The 18059-nt window shown below is 61.7% G+C and carries 21 protein-coding genes; 9 read left to right on the top strand and 12 right to left on the bottom strand.

What is annotated here, in order from left to right:
• The coding region (locus QZ498_RS11060; RefSeq protein WP_294622198.1) for a WecB/TagA/CpsF family glycosyltransferase at nucleotides 1-520 on the top strand (520 nt) is incomplete at its 5' end.
• Here the strand turns inward: QZ498_RS11060 and QZ498_RS11055 are convergent.
• Genes QZ498_RS11055 through QZ498_RS11030 form a run of 6 tightly spaced genes read right to left on the bottom strand, consistent with a single transcriptional unit; the run spans nucleotide 521 to nucleotide 5845 of the window.
• Complete coding sequence (locus QZ498_RS11055) at nucleotides 521-1474, bottom strand: glycosyltransferase (protein ID WP_294622196.1); 954 nt, start codon at nucleotides 1472-1474, stop codon at nucleotides 521-523. It lies immediately after the preceding gene.
• Nucleotides 1471-2496, bottom strand: coding sequence for a glycosyltransferase family 2 protein (locus QZ498_RS11050; protein WP_294622194.1), 1026 nt, complete (start codon nucleotides 2494-2496; stop codon nucleotides 1471-1473). Before QZ498_RS11050 ends, QZ498_RS11055 begins: the two co-directional genes overlap by 4 nt.
• Complete coding sequence (locus QZ498_RS11045; protein ID WP_294622192.1) at nucleotides 2493-3050, bottom strand: hypothetical protein; 558 nt, start codon at nucleotides 3048-3050, stop codon at nucleotides 2493-2495. Before QZ498_RS11045 ends, QZ498_RS11050 begins: the two co-directional genes overlap by 4 nt.
• Entirely contained in the window at nucleotides 3047-4159 is a 1113-nt protein-coding gene (locus QZ498_RS11040) for an exo-alpha-sialidase (RefSeq protein ID WP_294622191.1), read from the bottom strand. The genes QZ498_RS11045 and QZ498_RS11040 overlap by 4 nt, the downstream gene beginning before the upstream one ends.
• A gap of 4 nt (nucleotides 4160-4163) precedes the next feature.
• Entirely contained in the window at nucleotides 4164-5147 is a 984-nt protein-coding gene (locus QZ498_RS11035) for an NAD(P)H-quinone oxidoreductase (protein WP_294622189.1), read from the bottom strand.
• 11 nt (nucleotides 5148-5158) lie between these two features.
• A complete protein-coding gene (locus QZ498_RS11030) occupies nucleotides 5159-5845 on the bottom strand; it encodes a COQ9 family protein (RefSeq protein ID WP_294622187.1) in 687 nt (228 codons plus the stop codon).
• Nucleotides 5846-5957: 112 nt separating this feature from the next.
• On the opposite strand from QZ498_RS11030, the gene rpsU reads away from it, so the two are divergent.
• Entirely contained in the window at nucleotides 5958-6164 is a 207-nt protein-coding gene (gene rpsU / locus QZ498_RS11025; RefSeq protein WP_005614280.1) for a 30S ribosomal protein S21, read from the top strand.
• Between the two features lie 462 nt (nucleotides 6165-6626).
• On the top strand, nucleotides 6627-7307 hold the full coding sequence (locus QZ498_RS11020) for a hypothetical protein (protein WP_294622186.1): 681 nt from the start codon (nucleotides 6627-6629) through the stop codon (nucleotides 7305-7307).
• A gap of 18 nt (nucleotides 7308-7325) precedes the next feature.
• Here the strand turns inward: QZ498_RS11020 and QZ498_RS11015 are convergent, their stop codons facing one another.
• Entirely contained in the window at nucleotides 7326-8360 is a 1035-nt protein-coding gene (locus tag QZ498_RS11015) for a succinylglutamate desuccinylase/aspartoacylase family protein (RefSeq protein ID WP_294622185.1), read from the bottom strand.
• Nucleotides 8361-8487: 127 nt separating this feature from the next.
• Nucleotides 8488-9141 (bottom strand): peroxiredoxin, encoded by a 654-nt coding sequence (locus tag QZ498_RS11010; protein WP_294622184.1) that lies wholly within the window; start codon nucleotides 9139-9141, stop codon nucleotides 8488-8490.
• 132 nt (nucleotides 9142-9273) lie between these two features.
• On the opposite strand from QZ498_RS11010, the gene QZ498_RS11005 reads away from it, so the two are divergent.
• Genes QZ498_RS11005 through QZ498_RS10990 form a run of 4 tightly spaced genes read left to right on the top strand, consistent with a single transcriptional unit; the run spans nucleotide 9274 to nucleotide 13424 of the window.
• Nucleotides 9274-10716, top strand: a complete 1443-nt coding sequence (locus QZ498_RS11005; RefSeq protein WP_294622183.1) for an aldehyde dehydrogenase family protein — start codon at nucleotides 9274-9276, stop codon at nucleotides 10714-10716.
• 13 nt (nucleotides 10717-10729) lie between these two features.
• Nucleotides 10730-11491 (top strand): glycosyltransferase family 25 protein, encoded by a 762-nt coding sequence (locus QZ498_RS11000; RefSeq protein ID WP_294622181.1) that lies wholly within the window; start codon nucleotides 10730-10732, stop codon nucleotides 11489-11491.
• On the top strand, nucleotides 11488-12336 hold the full coding sequence (locus tag QZ498_RS10995) for an alpha-1,2-fucosyltransferase (RefSeq protein ID WP_294622179.1): 849 nt from the start codon (nucleotides 11488-11490) through the stop codon (nucleotides 12334-12336). The genes QZ498_RS11000 and QZ498_RS10995 overlap by 4 nt, the downstream gene beginning before the upstream one ends.
• 41 nt (nucleotides 12337-12377) lie before the next feature.
• Nucleotides 12378-13424 carry a serine/threonine protein kinase gene (locus QZ498_RS10990; RefSeq protein WP_294622177.1) on the top strand — a complete coding sequence of 349 codons (1047 nt, stop codon included), beginning with the start codon at nucleotides 12378-12380 and terminating at the stop codon, nucleotides 13422-13424.
• A 134-nt stretch (nucleotides 13425-13558) separates the two neighbouring features.
• Here the strand turns inward: QZ498_RS10990 and QZ498_RS10985 are convergent, their stop codons facing one another.
• Genes QZ498_RS10985 through QZ498_RS10975 form a run of 3 tightly spaced genes read right to left on the bottom strand, consistent with a single transcriptional unit; the run spans nucleotide 13559 to nucleotide 16106 of the window.
• Nucleotides 13559-14203, bottom strand: coding sequence for an RluA family pseudouridine synthase (locus QZ498_RS10985; RefSeq protein ID WP_294622175.1), 645 nt, complete (start codon nucleotides 14201-14203; stop codon nucleotides 13559-13561).
• Between the two features lie 36 nt (nucleotides 14204-14239).
• Nucleotides 14240-15388, bottom strand: coding sequence for an alpha-D-ribose 1-methylphosphonate 5-triphosphate diphosphatase (locus QZ498_RS10980; RefSeq protein ID WP_294622162.1), 1149 nt, complete (start codon nucleotides 15386-15388; stop codon nucleotides 14240-14242).
• Nucleotides 15375-16106 carry an alpha/beta fold hydrolase gene (locus tag QZ498_RS10975; RefSeq protein WP_294622161.1) on the bottom strand — a complete coding sequence of 244 codons (732 nt, stop codon included), beginning with the start codon at nucleotides 16104-16106 and terminating at the stop codon, nucleotides 15375-15377. The genes QZ498_RS10980 and QZ498_RS10975 overlap by 14 nt, the downstream gene beginning before the upstream one ends.
• Before the next feature lie 63 nt (nucleotides 16107-16169).
• Between QZ498_RS10975 and QZ498_RS10970 the strand changes: the two genes are divergently transcribed.
• On the top strand, nucleotides 16170-16613 hold the full coding sequence (locus tag QZ498_RS10970) for an NUDIX hydrolase (RefSeq protein WP_294622159.1): 444 nt from the start codon (nucleotides 16170-16172) through the stop codon (nucleotides 16611-16613).
• A 1-nt stretch (nucleotide 16614) separates the two neighbouring features.
• Nucleotides 16615-17118: a GreA/GreB family elongation factor gene (locus QZ498_RS10965; RefSeq protein WP_294622157.1), complete on the top strand. Its 504-nt coding sequence runs from the start codon at nucleotides 16615-16617 to the stop codon at nucleotides 17116-17118.
• Here QZ498_RS10965 and QZ498_RS10960 read toward each other — a convergent pair.
• Complete coding sequence (locus QZ498_RS10960; RefSeq protein WP_294622155.1) at nucleotides 17099-17956, bottom strand: DMT family transporter; 858 nt, start codon at nucleotides 17954-17956, stop codon at nucleotides 17099-17101. The genes QZ498_RS10965 and QZ498_RS10960 overlap by 20 nt on opposite strands.
• Nucleotides 17957-18059 lie beyond the last annotated feature (103 nt).

The following is an 18059-nucleotide window of genomic DNA, read 5'->3' as shown; positions in this document are numbered from 1 at the left end:
CCGCCAACCCGTGGAACTCATGCCCGGCTCCGAACTCATCGTCCCGCTTTGCAAACTGGCCGCCGAAACCGACCGCCCCGTCGCCTTCGTCGGCAGCACCGAAAAGACCTTGGAAAAAGCCGCCCAAACCCTCATGGCGCAAATTCCCGGCCTCACCGTTGCCTATACCCACGCCCCGGCCATGGGCTTTGACCCACAGGGCGAGGCCGCCGCGCAAATCTGCGCCGATCTGCACGCCCAAGGCATCGCGCTGTGTTTCCTCGCCCTCGGCGCGCCGAAACAAGAAACCCTTGCCGCGCGTGCCCGCACCCTTGCGCCGAATACCGGCTTTGCCTCCATCGGCGCAGGCCTCGATTTCATCGCAGGCCACCAACGCCGCGCCCCCCGCTGGGTCCGTAAGCTGAAAATGGAATGGCTCTGGCGCGCGCTTTCCAGCCCCCTGCGCCTTGGTCCCCGCTACCTCAAATGCCTCGCCGTCCTGCCCGGCCGGATGCTTGAGGCCCGGCGCAACCGCGCCTGATCACTTGTATTCCACAAGCCCCTGTTTTCGCCCCCTCAGCCGCGACAGGTAATAGCCCAACGCGCCCTGCGCCTCGGCAAACTTGCCAAGCACGTTGAAAAAGGCCCGCTGCCAATCCCCATCCCGCAGGCCCAGCCGCACAACCTGCGCCGGATAGGCCAGCGCCAACACCAAAGCCAACCAAGGCGACACGAACAGCGCCGTCAAAATCACCAAGGGCAACACCGCCCCCCACAAAAGCGCCCGTCGGGTCTCGCGCACCCAATGCCGCTCCGGCGGCGCACCATGCAGGGCCGCGCCTTCGGCAAAGGCATGGCCCGCCCGCTTGGTCCGCGTCCACCACTGGCCAAAGCGCGTCATCGCGGCGTCATGCCATGTCATCTCCGCATCCAGCCGCTCAATCCGCCAGCCCGCCGCGCGTAACCGAACGCACAGTTCCGGCTCCTCGCCGGCGATCAATCCACCGTTATAGCCATCCACAGCTCGTAACGCGCTCACCCGCATCATCGCATCGCCGCCACAGGCCAAGGCCGGGCCAATCGGCGTATCCCATTCCGCATCGCAAAGCCGATTGAAAACGCTCGCCTCCGGGAACCGCTCCCGCCGCCGCCCACAAACCACGGCCAAGCCCTCATCCCCCTGCAACCGCGCCAAAGCCGCCTCGATCCACCCCTCGCGCAGCGCGCAATCCCCATCCAGAAACTGCACCCACTCCGCGCCCGCAATCCGCGCAATCCCCGCATTGCGCGCACGCGCCGCCGTAAAGGGCTGCCCCCGGTCCAGATCAACCACCTCCGCGCCATGCTCCCGCGCCGCCTCGATGCTCCCATCGGTCGACCCGGAATCAACGTAAATCACCTGCCCCACGCCCTCGGGCAAAGCCTCCAGACAGGCCAGAAACCGCGCGCCTTCGTTGCGCCCGATAATGACAATCGCCAAACGCTCAAGGCTCATGCGCCATCCTCCAGATACCGCAAATACCTATCCGAGCGTACCATGACCCCCTCAACCTCTAGCGCCGCGAAACTCAAATCCTCCCGCGCCGCGTCTGACCAAAGGCTCAACCCCGCATCGCCCAAAGCCTCCAGCCGCTTGGCATCTTCACCATGCACACTCACCCCCCGCGCCAGCGTATCGGCATCGCGCGCCGCCGCATCGCCCGCGAATTTGTAATGCCGGATCAACCCGGTGAAATCGGCACAAATGACCCCGGCGCTGGCATGCGGATGCACCCCCGGCTCAACGCCTTCGCCCACGAAAACCAATGGATGCTTGGTCAGGCAACAGTCCTCACCGAACACGCGCTTGCGCACCCCACCAAACAAGATCTTGATCCGATCATTGGTCACGCGGTTCCGGCCAAGCGCATAACGAAACGACACCTCTGGCGAATGGTAATCATACCGCTCCACGCCGCGCAGATCGTGAAACCGAAACCGCTCCAGACTCTCGACAAAGGACCAACCGGCCGCCGCCTGCAAAACCCCTTCGGGAAACATCTCTACCATCTGCGCCACAAGCGCCGTATGGCCCTGCCGTTCCAGATACCGCACCAATCCGGGCAACCCGATCTTTTCGGCCCCTTCAAAGGTGAAATGCTCATCCATATCCGCATAAAGGCACCAGCGCCCCGCGCAATGCAGCTTGGCGGCATGGTTGCGAAAGCGGTTTTCGACCTCGCCCCACGGCAGGGTCGATTGCAATACCACGCAATCCACCTCCCCCGCCAAGCGCTCCAGCGTCCCATCACTCGACCCATTGTCGCAAAAGACAAAGCCCGCCGCGCCAAGGTCACGGTAGAATCTAAGAAACGCGTCCAGATAATACGCCCCGTCGCGCACCAGCGCGACAACCACCACGTCACCGGGCTCCCCCAACGGCCCCGTCGTACCCTGCACATGCCGTAAAGACCGCGCAAACCGCCGTCCCTCACGCCACAACCGCCAGCGGCGCGATACCTTCTCCAAAAGGCTCATCCGCCCAAGGCCCTTTGCACCAAAACAATGACCGCCACAGGCACCATCACCACATGCAGAACGTAATCAAACCAATTGCTGCTACCCCAGCCCATGACCCAAGCCACCTGCCCCAAAACCGCCACCAGCGGCAGGAACGGATTGCCCGTCAAAGCGCCATAAAGGCACAATACCAAAACCATGACCCCCACAGGGACCGGCGCATACCCCAGCCGATAAGGATCCACCGGCAAAACCCCCATCGAGGCCGCCAGAAACGCCACATAAAGCCCAAGGAAAACGATCATCTCAACCGTCCCGAAGGCCACCACCGGCAGGCCCAAACTGCCCCCCATATGCCGCAAAGCCAAGGCCGGTAGCATTACCCCGAAAGGCGCCAAAAGCGCCACCAGTCCACCGGGCACAAGCGTATCGCGCGCCAAGCCCACCATCGCCAAAGCCACCACAACACCCAAACCAACGGCCAGTCCCGGCGTCACAACCCAACCCGCCAAGGCAAAGACAACCCAAGCCAGAACGATGCCCAAAGCGATATTCGCCAATACCCCGCTCATTGCGCAGCCACCCATGCGGCATTGAACACAACCGCCCGAATACCGCGTTTGTTGTCATGCGAATAGGTCAGCAGGAAATCCTCCCCCACCCGCCGCAACATCGGATACCGCGCCCCGGCCGCATCCGGCTCCACCACCGTCAAAACCCGCCAGCTTGCGCCCTCATCGTCGGAGGCCAACAGCCGCAAATCCCCGGCACCTTCCAGATCATTGGCCACCATCACGATACGTCCATCGCCCAAGCCCACCGCCGCCACCGGCGCGCTCGGGTTCGCCATCTCGGTCCTTTCCGCCACACTCCAGCTTTGCCCGCCGTCCTCCGTGCGCGAGACCCACAGCCGGTCCGAGCGGTCAAAATCCCGCAAAAACGCCACCGCGCGGCGCTCATCCAAGGGCACGATCATCGTCTGGATCATCTTCGCAGGCCCGGCAATCCGCCGCGTATCGCGCACCCGGCCCGCTTCATCAAACCTCACCAAGGTCCCATGCGTGCCGCCCATCTCGAAATAAGCCGGCAAGGCATGGCTTCCATCCGCATACCCCACCATCGGCGATTTCACCAAATGCGACCGGTTAAGGAACGGCGACAGGTTCAGCTTGCGCGCCGAAACAGGCCCATCCGCGCCCATCTCAACCTCTGCGACCGAGGCCATGGCCCACCCGCCGACCGAAACCACCGTGGCATAAACCGAGGCCTCCCGCGCCTCGTTCTCCACCACATTGCCCAGCGTGACCACCAACTGCCGCGGCTCCATCGCCGCGCCCAAGTCATCCCGCGTAAAATAGGCCGCAGACTCGCCCGCCTGCCAGCCGTCCGGCCCGCGCGTCAGCTCAACACTATGAATGTCCACATCCGGTTGCGCTTCGGCCGAGCCTTCGAACCACACAATCCGCGCGCCGCCCTCCTCCAACAGGATCGCAGGCGCATGGGCCACCCCTTCGGACACCGAATAATCAAACACCCGCTCGAACACCGGCGCGCCAACAGGCGCCACCGCCGCAGGCAAGGAAAACCGCCACTCAAGCGGCTTGTCGCGCCACACCGCATAGCCACTCACCACAACACTGACCAAGGCCAGCGCCAAGATCCCCAGATGCAGCGCGCCCAAGGCCTCAGCCCACCTTCAACACGATCTTGCCGATATGCGCGCCGCCTTCCATATGGGCATGCGCCGCCGCCGCCTCGGCCAAGGGGAATTCCGAATCCATCACCGGTGCCACGCGTCCGGCCTCCAACAGCGGCCAGACATGCGCGCGCAGCTCCTCGGCAATCTCCGCCTTGGCCTGATCACTCTGCGGGCGCAGGGTGCTTCCGGTGATCGTCTGCCGCTTCATCATCAGCGGCGCAAAATTCACCTCCACCTTGGGGCCCTGCAAAAACGCGATCTGCACCAAGCGCCCCTCCTCAGCCAAAGCCTTGAGGTTGCGGGGCAAATACGAGCCACCAACCATATCCAAGATAAGGTTGGCTCCACCTTCCGCTTTCAAAACCTCAACGAAATCCTCATCGCGATAGTTGATCGCCCGCTCCGCGCCCAGTTCCACACACTTGGCGCATTTCTCATCCGACCCGGCCGTAGCAAACACCCGCGCCCCCATCACATGCGCCAGCTGAATGGCTGTCGTGCCAATCCCGCTCGACCCGCCATGCACCAAGAACCGCTCCCCGGCTTTCAAAGCCCCGCGCTGAAACACATTCGACCAGACGGTGAAAAAGGTCTCAGGCAAACAGGCCGCTTCGCGCATCCCCATGCCCTCAGGCACCGGCAAACAATGCGCCGCGGGCGTCGCCACAAATTCGGCATAGCCGCCACCGGGCAAGAGCGCACAAAGCTTGTCGCCCACGGCCCAACCGCTGACACCTTCGCCCACCGCGACAATCTCGCCCGAGGCTTCAAGCCCCGGCAAATCGCTGGCCGTGGGCGGCGGCGCATACATACCGGCGCGCTGCAAGGCATCGGGCCGGTTCACCCCGGCCCATTCCACCTTGATCACAACCTCGCCGACACGCGCCTCCGGCACCGGGCGCTCGCAGATCTGCAACACCTCCGGCCCACCGGCCTGGGTTATCTCCACGGCCTTCATCGTCTGGCTCATTCCGCTCTCCCTCACTCGCCGCGCCACTGGCCCGGCATATCGTGCCGCGCATGTGCCTGCGGCGCGCGCACTTTGTCCAATATCTTGAGCGGCCCGGCAAAGACCTGACTCAACAGCTTGTTGTCGCGCACCTGTGCCTTGACCTTCTCGAACTGCATCACATCGTCAATCCGCCGGTCGAGAAATTCCCATGTCGCCTGATGCCCGGGGCTATCATCGCCCAACCAATACAGCACGGTCGAGGAATAGACCCCCGACAGCGTGGCGCGCTTGGTGTACCAATTCACATCCTCCGAGGTGTCGCCAAGCGCCACCCAAATCTTGTCGCAGGTCCCCCAAATCGCCTTGGCCCCGTCGCCCGCATATTGCGGCAAGGCAAAGAGCGTCACGCCGCGGCGTACCAATTCGCGGTCGTCCACCGCCTCCAAGCGCGCCCGCACGGCAAAAGCCACCCGGTCACGAAAGCGCATCTCGCTCAGGTCCGTCGCCGTCAACCGCTCCAGCATCAGGGCATCGCCCTCGGCGTGGTAGGCCAAGGCAAGGTCAACCGCCCCACGCGGGCAAACCGCCTGCGCCACGCCCGGTCCCACACCAGAATCGGCCACCGCCGCCTCAAAAGTCGCCGCACTCCAGCCATCGAAAGGCACATGCAGTTTCGCCGCTTCCAGCAGCGCGGTTATCGTCTCGCGGTCGGTCATTTTGCTCCCTCCATCGGGTTGCGCATCACCCTAGACAAAAGAGCGACGCTTTGCTATACGGCCACTTCCTGCAATTCCATGCAACATCAACTTAGAAAGGTGGTGACACCACATGCAGGTTAGTGTTCGCGACAACAATGTCGATCAGGCGCTCCGCGCCCTGAAGAAAAAGCTGCAGCGCGAAGGCGTGTTTCGTGAAATGAAGCTCAAGCAACATTTCGAGAAACCCTCCGAGAAAAAAGCGCGCGAGAAAGCTGAAGCGATCCGTCGTGCCCGTAAACTGGCACGCAAGAAAGCCCAGCGCGAAGGTCTCCTCTAAGACCTCTCTCGTAAGCGAGAACACAAAAGTCAGACGACCCCCGGGCAGCCGCTTCGGGGGTTTGTCATTTCTGAGGATACCTCTGCGTGGGGTGCGCATTCACTGCGCACCATTCCGCCGGGACGCTCATCGCTTCGCTCCTAGCGAAGAAGCCCGTAAGGGCTGATGAGCGCGGCAAGCCAAACCGTACAAAACTCGCGTACAAAACGTACGTTTCTCACCGCGCGCTCTGTTAACACCCCGGGCATATCGACACCCACACCGACGCAATACCGACGTGATACCGACGCGGTGCAGAATAGAGTTTTTGCCTTTAACCCAAGGGCTTATCCCCGATTCGCAGCCCATTCCGAGCGCTTGGCAAATGCGCGGCCCCCTTGCCACCCGGACTCACCGCCCCCTTGCCCGCTGCGCCACCTTGCGATAACGCAACGCCCAAGCCCTTTTGCGACAGGAACCGCCATGAAACGTCTCAACGCCGCCGATCAGCTTCTCTTCGGTCTGGCCTATGCCAGCCTATTGTTCACGCTGCTCTATTACCTCACCGGCTTCGTGCAACAGTTCCATGACGGGTTCGCCCAGGAAGACGGCCCCATCGAATGGTCCACTTCGATTTTCCTGTTTTTTTCCAGTCTGATACTGGTTCGCCATAGTATCGCACAAGCGCGCAATGGCGCATGGGTCGCCACCCTTTTGGTGGCGTTCTACGCGCTATTGTTCTTCTTTGCCGCAGGCGAGGAAATCTCCTGGGGCCAGCGCGTCTTTGGCTGGGAAACCACCGAGTTCTTTGCCGAGAACAATTACCAGAACGAAACCAACCTGCATAACCTCGTGGTCGGGGAACAGCAGCTTGCCAAAACGCTGTTCGGCAGCGTGCTGACCACCGTACTGCTGCTTTACCTCGTGGTTTTGCCGCTGATGTATAACCGATTCAACTGGGTCAAATCCTTCGCCGATGCGCTGGCCATCCCCGTCCCCGGCCTGCGCCACGCCGCGCTTGCCTTCGGGGCCAGCGTGTTCATCGGCGTCGTCGACCTGCCTCGCAAATGGGAGGTCTACGAATTCATCTTCAGCCTGATCGCCTTGTCGATCTTTATCGCGCCGAGCAACGCGAAACGCTTCGATTCACTGGTAAGTGAATGACCTAAGCGACTGAATTCGCTATATAATTTCATCCTCATCAAAAAGAGGCGCCGCCTCCAGATGCGCGCTGATCCCTTCAAGGGCTTTCTCGGCCTTGGGGGTTTGCGCCACATGAAACAGCGCGTCCCCTTCGTAAACATTGGGCATATTGGTCCGGCCGATCACGATGCCTTCATGCTCGCAGACCACCTCGGTTTCCACCTCGCCAAACGGGTCCGAAATCGCGCCCAGAACCGTACCGGGCGACACCCGGTCCCCGGTGCCCTGATAGCCCCTGAAAAGGCCGCCGGCAGGCGCGCGATACCACGTTGAATCACCACACAGGACCGGCTCACCATGTCGCTTGGGGACACCTTTTTTCCCAACCATTCCAAGATGATGCATGACCCTCAGGATACCCGAGACCCCAGCCCGGGCGGCCAATTCGTCAAACCGCTGCCCCTCGCCGCCTTCATAAAGCAGCACATCAACGCCAGCGTCCTCGGCCGCCATGCGAAGCGAGCCTTCCCGCAAGTTCGACTGCATCATCACCGGCGCGCCAAAGACCCGGCCCAGTTCCATCAACCGATCATTCCCCGCCGTCAGGCGAATCTGCGGCAGGTTGGTGCGCTGAACGGCGGCGGAATGCAGATCGATTCCCAAGTCCGCCCGGCTCACCACCTCGCGCATGAAGATATGGGCAAGCCGCGACGCCATTGACCCTTCGCTCAACCCCGGAAAACAACGGTTCAAATCACGCCGATCCGGCAAATACCTGGAATGGTTGTGAAATCCAAAGGTATTGACGATCGGCACAGCCAGCAAAGTGCCCGCCATGCTCTTCAACGGCGCCGCCTTCAAAAGCCTTCGCACGATCTCGACGCCGATCACCTCATCGCCGTGAATGGCCGCCGACACAAACAAGACCGGCCCCGGTTTCTTGCCATGCACCACATGCACCGAAAGATGAACCGGCGTGTGATCGGACAGGGTACTTACGGGGATATCCACTGTCTGCCGCGTTCCCGGGGCAATAGTTGATCCGTTGATCCGGAAGGCCTCGCGCTTTGCCATCTGCTCATTACCTCACCATTTGGCAAGATGAATTAGGCGAGTTTTCGCTCGCTGTCCATCACAAGCCCCGGCGGAAAAGGAAACCCCGCCTCGAAGGCGGGGTGTCCTGTACCAAATACCTTGTAAATCAGGCTTCTAGCTTGGTTTTGCGCAAATATGGCAGTACGGTTTCAAAGCTGCCGTATTTGGCCTTGGCATCCTCATCGCTGACGGCGGTCGGGATGATCACATCCTCTCCCACGGTCCAGTTTGCGGGCGTGGCAACGTTTTCCTTGGCACTGGTCTGCAAGGCGTCCAGGGCGCGCAGTACCTCGGCAAAGTTGCGGCCCACGGTCATCGGATAGGTCATCGACAGCTTCAACTGCTTGTCCGGTCCGATGATGAAAACACTGCGCACCGTGGCACTGTCCGCGGGGGTGCGCCCATCGGGCAAATAGGCTTCGGCGGGCAACATATCAAAGGCTTTCGACAGCTCCAGCCCCTCGTCCGCCACGATCGGGAAACCGGCTTTGGCGCCACCAACCTGCTCGATATCGCCCTTCCATTTCTTGTGGTCATCGACACCGTCCACCGAGACGCCCATGACCTTGCAGCCACGCTTCTCCCACTCGTCCGCCAATTGCGCGACAGCGCCGAATTCAGTCGTGCACACTGGTGTGAAATCCTTGGGATGCGAGAACAGAATGGCCCAACTATCACCGATCCAGTCATGTAGGGTCACAGTGCCTTGATCCGTTTCCACGGTTAGGTTGGGAATCTCGTCGTTGATACGCAGTGCCATGTTACATGTCCTTTCTGCTTGCAGTCGGCCCCTACAGGGAATTTGATCAAATTCTGGGGCCAGTGTCCTTTTCCAACCTTGCAGGTCGGCAGTTCCCCTGACACAGTGCCGCCAAATTCACGGAGGTCCACCATGATCAAGAAACGCGAGTTCTATATAAACGGTGCCTGGGTGCAACCAAGTGTGCCAAAAGATCACAATGTGATCGACCCTTCCAACGAAGAGGCCTGCGCGGTCATTTCGCTTGGGACTCAAGCCGATACCGATGCCGCCGTAGCCGCTGCGAAGGCCGCCTTCCCGGCTTGGGCCGCCACCTCCAAAGAAGAGCGAATCGCGGCGCTGCAACGCATCTACGACGCCTACAAGGAACGCGCCGAAGATATGGCCCAAGCCATCAGCCTTGAGATGGGCGCCCCGATCGACATGGCCCGCCAGCAACAGGCAGGCGCCGGGCTCGGCCATATGAAGGCGTTCCTGACCGTTGCCAAGGATTTCGAGTTTATCGAACCCTTGGGCGATCACGCCCCGAACGACCGGATCATTCATGATCCCATCGGCGTCGTCGGCATGATCACGCCTTGGAACTGGCCAATGAACCAGGTCACGTTGAAGGTCGCCGCGGCCATTGTGGCTGGTTGCACCATGGTTCTGAAGCCCTCCGAGGAATCGCCGCTCTCCGCCATGATCTTTGCTGAAATCGTTGATGCCGCTGACCTGCCCAAAGGCGTGTTTAATATGGTCAATGGCGATGGGGCTGGCGTCGGCAGCCAACTGACGGCTCACCCGGATGTTGACATGATCTCCTTCACCGGTTCGTCCCGTGCGGGCAAGATCATCACCAAGACCGCCGCAGACACCCTCAAGCGCGTCAGCCTTGAACTGGGCGGCAAAGGCGCCAACCTGATCTTCGCAGATGCCGACGAGAAAGCGGTCAAGCGCGGTGTTATGCACTGCATGAACAACTCGGGCCAATCCTGCAACGCCCCCACCCGGATGCTGGTGCAGCGCGAGGTTTACGACCAAGCGGTTGAAACTGCAGCCGAAGTGGCCCAGTCCATCGAGGTCGGCTCATCCCACGAGGAAGGCCGCCACATCGGCCCGGTGGTGAACGAGGTTCAGTTCAACAAGATCCAGGACCTGATCCAGCAAGGCATCGACGAAGGCGCACGCCTTGTCGCCGGTGGCGTAGGCCGCCCCGATGGCCTCAACCGCGGCTTCTATGTCAAACCCACGGTCTTTGCCGATGTGAACAACGACATGACCATCGCGCGTGAAGAAATTTTTGGCCCGGTTCTGTCCATAATTCCTTTTGAGACAGAGGAAGAGGGTCTAACCATCGCCAACGACACGCCCTATGGCCTCACCAACTATGTTCAAACGCAGGATCCCGCCCGCGCCAACCGCTGCGCACGCGCCCTTCGCTCTGGCATGGTTGAAATGAACGGCCAGTCGCGCGGCATGGGCGCGCCCTTCGGCGGCATGAAACAATCGGGCAACGGACGCGAAGGCGGCAAATGGGGTATCGAGGATTTCCTGGAAGTCAAAGCCGTCTCCGGCTGGACCGAGGGCGCCTGACAAGGCCATGAAGATGCGCGCCTACGTTTTGCACCTTGAGCGGGCCACCGCCCGGCGTGCCAATGCGCAGGCGCTGTTGGACAGCTGCGGGCTGGAAGGCGAAATCTGGCCCGCGGTGGACGGGGCAAAATGCCCTCCTGAAGACCTTGAAAACGCCGTTGGGGCGGATCTGTTCGATCCGCCCTATCCCTTCGCGCTCAAAACCGGCGAGATCGGCTGTTTCCTGTCCCATCGTCAGATATGGGCCGATTTGCAAAAGCATGAGGCCTCGGCAGCCCTGATTATCGAAGACGACGCGGGCCTTGACCCCGACACCTTCTCACCAGCCCTGCAAATAGCCCAAAGGCACATCGAAACGCTGGGCTACATACAGTTTCAAACCCGCCCACCCAAAGGCCCTGTCACAACTCTTGAGGCGACGGACGGCATGGCGCTGATCGTGCCGCAAATGAGCGGCCTGCGCACCACGGCCCAACTGGTCAGCCGCGATACCGCCGCGCATCTTCTGGCCCTCTCGGCCCCCTTCGACCGACCCGTCGATACCTTCTTGCAAAGCCACTGGCACACTGGCCTGCGCCCGGCGATGATCTATCCGTCGGGCATCTCGGAGATCGCCGACCAACTGGATGGCTCCACCATCCAACAAAGCCGGAAATCCCTGCCTGAGCGGCTGTCGCGCGAATGGCACAGGGGCCGCTTTCGCCACAAGGTGGCGCAACTTTCGGAACGCAGCCGCGCCCCCGCCGTAGGCGGCAACCCAAGAGGCACCGCATGATCATTTCACGCCTCTTCGGCGGTGCCGGCAACCAATTGTTTCAATACGCCGCCGGCCGAGCTTTGGCCGATCACCTTGGAACGGATCTGGCTCTCGATCCTCGCTATGTCACAAGCCCGACAAACCGTGGCGATTGCTTCGTACATTTCCAAAACGCCCGCTTCATCACTACCGACCGCCTGCCGCCCGCAAAAACCGACGGCGCATTGCGCTACTTCTTCTGGCGAATTCTCGGGCGCAATCCACGGTTTCACAGAGAAACCAATCTAGGCTTCAACTCGTATTTTTTCGACCTGCCTGATCAAACCTATTTGCATGGCTACTGGCAATCCGGGAAATATTTCGAAAGCATCGCAGATCAAATCCGCAAGGACCTGCGCTTTACCACTCCGCTCGACAAGGCCAACGCCGACATGGCGGTGCAAATCGCCAAGGCCCCCTGTCCACTGGCCCTGCATGTCCGGCGCGGCGATTACGTGGTCTCGGGCGCCTATACGGCCTGCACGCCCGACTATTACCGCACCGCAGCACGCCATGTGGCCGAGATAACAGGGAATGATCCCACCTGCTTTGTTTTCTCGAATGATCCTGCTTGGGCGCGAGAGAACCTCTCGCTCGGGTTCGACACTGTCATCGTCGACCACAACGATGAAACGACAGGCCATTTCGACCTGCATTTGCAAACCCTCTGCGCCCACAACGTGATCGCCAACTCCACATTCTCATGGTGGGCGGCGTGGCTCAACGACAGCCCCGGAAAATGCGTTGTCGCGCCCAAGGAATGGTTCGCGCCCGGCCACGCGCAAAACCCTGATATTTATCCTGCGTCATGGCACAGGCTTTAACACCGCTTCCCCAGCGGCCTGAAAGCCACTAAGAGAGCGCCATGACCCTGCCCCCCGATATCGCCAAGGCTCGCTTCCTGCCTCATACCGTCCACAAGCGCGATGTCTTTTCCGAAACCATTTCCGGAACCCTCGAAGGCCATCCGAATTTCCCTGTCGTCCTGCGCAAACTCGATGGCGTGCCGCTCTACGCCAAACCGATCGCTTGGGCCCTTGCCCGCAGGGAAATCAAGGGGCTGCGCGCCGTTCAAGGCATCGAAGGTTGCCCGGCTTTGGTTCGCGTCGATGAAACCGGCCTCCTGCGCAGCTGGACCAAGGGCACACCTCTGCAACTGGCCAGACCCACCGATCCCGAATGGTACCGCGACGCGAAACGCTTGTTGCGGGAAATGCGCCGCGCCGGTGTCACCCATAACGACATCGCCAAACCGCAAAACTGGCTGATGACCCCCGAAGGCCGCGCCGCCGTTATCGACTTCCAACTCGCCTCGAAACACCGCCGCCGCGGCAAGCTCTTCCGCGTCATGGCCCGCGAAGACCTGCGACATTTGCTGAAACAGAAACGCGCCTATGCGCCGCACCTGTTGACGCCCACGGAATCCCGGATGCTGACGCAAAAGGCCCTGCCCGCACGCTTCTGGATGGCCACCGGCAAACGGCTTTATAATCTCATCACCCGCCGCCTGATGAACTGGTCCGACGGTGAAGGCACCGAAGACCGGATCGAACGTGACGGCCCCGCCCTGCGCACCGCCCTCATGGACCACCCCGACATCACCGATGTCGCACTTTGCACCTATGCCCTGCCTGCCAAGGGCGTGGGGCTTTACGCCTTTGTGGAAACATCCCTGCCGGTGGACAAGTTGCAAAACCTCTGCCCTGACCCAAAGCCCGAGTTGCTCCAGCCGGTCAAAACCCTGCCGCGCGACACCAGCGGGGCCCTACGCATGGATGCCCTGACCCTCATCGCCACCAACCGCCTCGACGAACTCGAAGAATTGCAAAAACAGGACCCCGAGCTTGCCGACACACTGCGCCCAATAATCACCAACCGGCTCAATCTCACCGACCGGGTCTTACGCAGCTAACCAGCTTCATCTTTCCCGAAATACTCTCGCCGAAGGCCCCCGCCAGCCACAGGCGCGCGGCCAAACACCCTATCCAAGGCCCCTTTGGCCCGGACGCGGGTGGGTGGGTGGGGCGGCCGGGGCAAAGGGGCCGCCTAGAACGGCGCTTTGGCCCGAAATGTCATCCCCTCACCCCCGTCAGGATGGCGTAGGCGCAATTCCTCGGAATGCAGCATCAGGCGCTCATGCGCCAATGCCTCACCCGTCGCATAAAGCGGATCACCCAAGATCACATGCCCCAAGGCCAGCATATGCACCCGTAACTGGTGGCTCCGCCCGGTTTTGGGGAACAGCCGCACGCGGGTTTCGCCCTCGCCATAGCGCTGCACCCGCCAATCCGTCCGCGCGGGCTTGCCTGTCTCATGGCAGACCTTCTGCAAGGGCCGGTTCGGCCAATCCACGATCAGGGGCAGGTCCACCGTGCCGGTCTTGGGCTCCAACCGCCCCTCGACCCGCGCCACGTAAATCTTCTTCACCTGCCGCTTTTCAAATTGCAGGCCAAGATGCCGCTGCGCGTGGGGCGTCAGGGCAAAGACCATCACGCCCGAGGTATCCCGGTCCAATCGATGCACCAGCAGGGCCGTCGGAAACACCTCCTGCACCCGCGCAATCAGGCAATCGGCCAGATGCGCGCCCTTGCCCGGCACCGACAACAGCCCCGAAGGCTTGTTGACGATCACGATCTCATGGTCCTCGTGGATCACATCTAGGGGCGTATCGGGGGGCGCGTAATCACTCATGCCCGCCGCTTACACCAAGCCAAAGCCAAGGGCCACCTATCCCATGAACCGGGCCGCGACCTCTCCGCTCAGGTAACTGAACCGCCCCGCGCTCATCGTCGCGCAAACCCGCCGGGTCGCGGGTTCCATCACGATCAAATCCGCGCGCTTGCCGGGCTGCAACACGCCGCGATCCTCAAGCCCCAATATCCCAGCCGGCCCCGAGGAAATCAGCCCCCAAGCGGCGGCCAAATCCATCACCCCACCGTCAGTGAGCAAAAACGCCGCCCGCCGCATTGATGGGTAATGATAGTCCGAGGCAAGCGCGGTGCAATATCCCATGGCCACCATCTCAAGCGCGCTGACATTGCCCTTGTGCGAGCCGCCCCGCACCACGTTGGGCGCCCCAAGGATCACCGGATCACCGCCCGCATGGGCGGCCTCTCCGGCCTCCAATGTCTCGGGAAACTCGGCAATCCGCGCGCCGCGCGCGCGCCATGCCTCGCGGTCCGCGTGGCTCCGGTCATCGTGGCTGCCCATGGCAACGCCCTTGTCCCGCAAGCTGCGCGCAAGCGCATCCACCGCCGCAGGCACCTGATCCATCGCCGCATGCCACGCCTGCAAATCGGCCAAATGCTTTTCCGGGTTCTTGCCAATCCGCAAGGCCTGCCCCGTCAGGCGCGGCGGCCGCTTGCCCTTGGACAGTTCGTCATGCGGCAGGTGATCGTTGAACACCACATAGTCTACCCCATGCCGCACCGCCAAAGCCTCGAACGCCTCGTAAGCGTCCAGCATGCAAATCTCGAACCGCAACTGCACCCGCAGATCGGTCATCAGGCTGTCGCGCACCTCATCCAACCCGGCCAGAACCCGGCCCACAAACTCCGGCCCACGCATACCGCCTTCCCAGCTGAAAAACTGTGCCAGAACCGAGGTGCTGATCCCATTGCTGGCAATCTCGGCCTCCGCCGCCACCAACCCTTGGTCCAGATCCTTCATCGCCCCCCGGCGCGGGGCCAGATGTTTTTCAAAGGCATCGCCGTGAATATCCACGATTCCCGGCAGGATCATGTAACCGCGCAAATCCACCTCGCGCCCCACGGGCGCATCGACAATTTGCCCGCCCGACAGGGCCAAAGGCATCTCGGTCAGGCCCTCGGGCAAAAGCACCTCGGCCCCCTGCAGGGTCAGGTCAATCGCTGTCACTCTGACCTCCCCAAATCAGATCGCCTAGGTCCATGTCATGGTCAAACTTGCCGGTCTCCAGAAATTCGATCACCTGCCCGATCACCACCGGATTGTTCATCAAGAAGGTATGCGTGACCGGCAATGTAATATGGTCGGCCATCCCGTCGATCTTGGTTGAGGCCACCGAAACCTTGCCATCATCCGGCCCCTCGATCAGTGAGGAAAAATAGGGGTTGAGCGACCGGTTCCCGGCAATCACGCCCAGTTCGAAATCTACCTTGGGTAAGTTTTCGGGCAGCCCCTCCTGCCCGGTTTCCAACTGCATGCCCGCCGGGCCGTTCAGCCATTCAAACAGCTCCAGACCACCCAATTCATCCACCAGTTCCGAGCCATGGTTCGGCGGCGCCAGCATGACCACCCGACCCATATCCTCAGGCCTGTTATCGCGCAGCCAATGGCGCAACAGGATTCCGCCCATCGAATGGGTCACGAAATGTACCCGGCTTTCACCACAGACACGCACCGCAAAGGGCAGCGTATCATTCGCCAACCGGTCGATATCCAACTCGGTTGAGGGGTATTCAGGCCGGAACGTGGTATATCCTTCGGCCTGCAAGGCCTCCTCCATCAGGATGAACGAGGCATCGGTGCGCGCCAAGCCATGAAGCAACACCACGCAATCGGCCAAGGCCGGGGCGGGCAGGATCAGGGCAAGACATGTCAGCAAGGCTTTCATGCGCCTTGAGATAGGCCCATTCCGCCCGCTACAACAGGGGGAAATCGCAATGGATCACAGCTTATGCCCATCCGCCTTGCCGCCCGCGCGGTCATCCTGCACGAAAACCGCCTGCTACTGGTCAATGCCTTCCCCGGCGATACCAGCGATCTGTGGTGCGCGCCGGGCGGCGGGGTGGACCTCGGCCAATCCCTGCCCGACACCCTTCGCCGTGAGGTGCACGAGGAATGCGGGTTGACGATTGCCGTGCAAAACCCCTGTCTGGTCAACGAGTTCCACAACCCAGATGATGCCTTCCATCAGGTTGAGGTCTTCTTTCGCTGCACCGTGACCGACGGCAGGCTTTGCGACACATGGCAAGACCCCGAGGCCATCGTCACCCGCCGCCGCTTTGTTTCCCGCGATGAAATGGCAGGCCTGCGGTTCAAACCCGACAGCCTGCCAGAAGTGGCCTTTGGCACGGCGGGCGAAATCGGCTACGATCCCTTGGAACGACTGGTAGAATAAGATGAACAAGGCCTTTACCAAGGAAGAAGACGGCAGCAGCCCACAGCGCCTGCCCGATCTGCCGATCAGTTCCCACCCCAACCACGTCACCCCGCGTGGCCTGCGCTTGCTGCAAGAGCGGAAAGCGGCGCTTGAGGCCGAGGTCACGCGCCTGCGCGAAAACCGTGACTTTCTGCCCGACCCCTACCCGCTTTCCGTGGCCGAACGCGACCTGCGCTATGTCGAGGCGCGGCTCGCCTCTGCCATTCTGGTAGAGCCACCCCAAGGACCACCCGAGCACATCAGCTTCGGCGCCACTGTCGAGGTCGAGGATGAAGAGGGCCGCAAAGCCCGCTATACCATCGTGGGCGAGGATGAGGCGGAGCCGGAAAAGGGCCTGATCACCCATATCTCGCCGCTGGCCCGCGCGCTGCTTGAGGCCAAACAAGGCGACATCGTCGAATGGCGCAAACCCACCGGGATCGTGGAACTCGAAGTGCTCTCGATCAGCTTTGACGCCGCCTGACGCGCGGCAAAACCGCAATCGCCACGCCCCCAAGCACCAGCACCGAGGCCAGCGTAAACCGCCACGTCAACGCCTCGCCCAACAGCGCCATGCCACCTGCCATGGCAATCACCGGCACGGTCAATTGCGCCACCGCAGCACTTGAAGCCATCAGCCGCGGCAACACGGTGTACCACAGGGCATACCCCATCCCCGAGGTCACCGCCCCGGCAACAATCGCCAAGACAACGCCCCGCGTGTCCACCATCAACTCGCCTTGGCTGCCGGGCAGGATCAGGGCGAAAGCCCCCACCGGCGCGGCCCAAACGAAATTCGCCGCCGTGGATTGAAGGGCATCCCCCGCCCCGCGCCCCGACAGGGAATAAACACCCCACGCGATACCGGCCACGGCCATCAAGCCGCCATGGAGCAGGCTCACCTGCGCCTCGCCCACAGGCCACAACAGCCACGCCAGCCCCGCCATAGCCAAGGCTGCCCCGATCCAGCGGCGCGCGCTCACGCGCTCTTTGGCGCGCACGGCCCAAGCGAACATAGTGATCTGCACCATAGCAAACAGGATCAGCGCCCCAAGCCCGGAATCCAGTGAATTATACGCCCCGGTAAACCCGTACATATAAACCAATAGGGCCAGCACCCCGGTCACTCGCCCCGCGCCACCAAGCCGCAGATGCCCGCGCGTGACCAAGCATAACACCGCCAAGGCCACAGCGCCCGCGACCAACCGGATCACCCCGAAACTCGCAGCATCCATCCCACCACCCACAAGCCCTGCCCGCGTCAGAACGGAGTTCGCCGCGAAGGCCAGCATGGTCAGGGCAGTCAGCAAGAAAACCGGCATTATTGATCCCAAAAGTCTCAATTCACATAGTCTTTTGGCACATTCCCCATGCCGCGGCTACGAAAAAGGGCGCCACCCGGGCGCCCTTCTCATCACGTTATCC

It is taken from the genome of uncultured Roseovarius sp., assembly GCF_913057115.1.
Classification (GTDB): Bacteria; Pseudomonadota; Alphaproteobacteria; order Rhodobacterales; family Rhodobacteraceae; genus Roseovarius.
This window is presented reverse-complemented; position numbering and strand designations above follow the sequence as displayed.